Source organism: Polaribacter litoreus (genome assembly GCF_054584775.1).
Window position 1 is genome coordinate 1 of sequence record NZ_JBTLRD010000082.1, and the last position, 1076, is coordinate 1076.

Annotated in this window: 1 protein-coding gene; it reads left to right on the top strand. The window is 28.4% G+C overall.

Translation table 11 applies throughout. The features are described from left to right. Positions 1–91: 91 nt before the first annotated feature. Positions 92–976 (top strand): AbiJ-NTD4 domain-containing protein, encoded by an 885-nt coding sequence (locus ACW9UN_RS17245; protein WP_459487615.1) that lies wholly within the window; start codon positions 92–94, stop codon positions 974–976. Positions 977–1076 lie beyond the last annotated feature (100 nt).

A 1076-nucleotide genomic window follows, 5' to 3' on the forward strand; every position in this document is an offset into this window, starting at 1 on the left:
TTTTTTGCAATCTTATATTTTCCTTCGGAAAATAACGATGGCACAAAATCGCAACTTTTAATACACATAAACGTTAGGTGTTATTTAAAAAATGAGTAGATTTTCAAAAAAATATGGGTTCGACGAAAAAGTCAGTAAAGAAATTATTGAGGATTTTCCTGAATGGACAAGAGTTGCATTATTACAAATTCTAGAAGATTTACTTTATGTAGATATGGATTCTAGATATTCTAGTGAAAATAGACCATTAGGTATTAAAAAAATACACAAAGATTTTTCAAGTATTACAAGAATAGAAATGGACCAAGATGATTATGATTCTTGGTTGTGCCAAGAGAGACTTTTCGACCATTTAAAATCAACACCTTGGTATTATGTTTATGATTTCATTGAGCTTGTTTCTAAAGAATTGAAATTGAATGAAATTAACTATCTATTTGAGGACGAAAAATTAAAAGAATTTGGGTTCAATTCGTTTCAAAAAAAAATCAATGACCTTTTTAAAGAAGACAACTTTGTCTGGAGATTAAATGAAAAAGGAGAAATTTCTAGAAATATACCAGAAGTTTTACTAAAAACAGTTACTACAGCAGAAAACGAACTTGAAGATAAATTTGAACCTGCTCGTAATCATTATAAAAAAGCAATTAATTATATTTTCTCAATTCCAATTGATTCTGAAAATGGAATTAAAGAAATAGTTAGTGCAATTGAAAGCATTGGACGAACAATTTATCCCAAAACTAGTACATTAGGTCAAGTAATTAAAGAATTAAAAAAAGAATCTGAATTCCCTAAATTATTGGTTGATGTTATTGATAAAATATACATTTTTTCAAATGCAACACCTTCAATACGACACGGAGGAACAAGTCATTCTAACCTAAAAATTGAAGACGCTGAATTTGTTTTTTATACAGGTGTGTCATTGATAAGATACTTAATGAAATTAGACAAAATAAAAAACAACACCTAACACCGTATATAATTTATTGCTTGGTTCTAGCCTACTTACGAAAATCCTCGCGGATTTTCTATTCGGTTTTTATTTGCTAAATTTAGTGCTTAAACCACGC

Coding starts and splice junctions, on each gene's coding strand:
- ACW9UN_RS17245 (WP_459487615.1), top strand. CDS start 92: ATGAGTAGATTTTCAAAAAAATATGGGTTCGACGAAAAAGTCAGTAAA.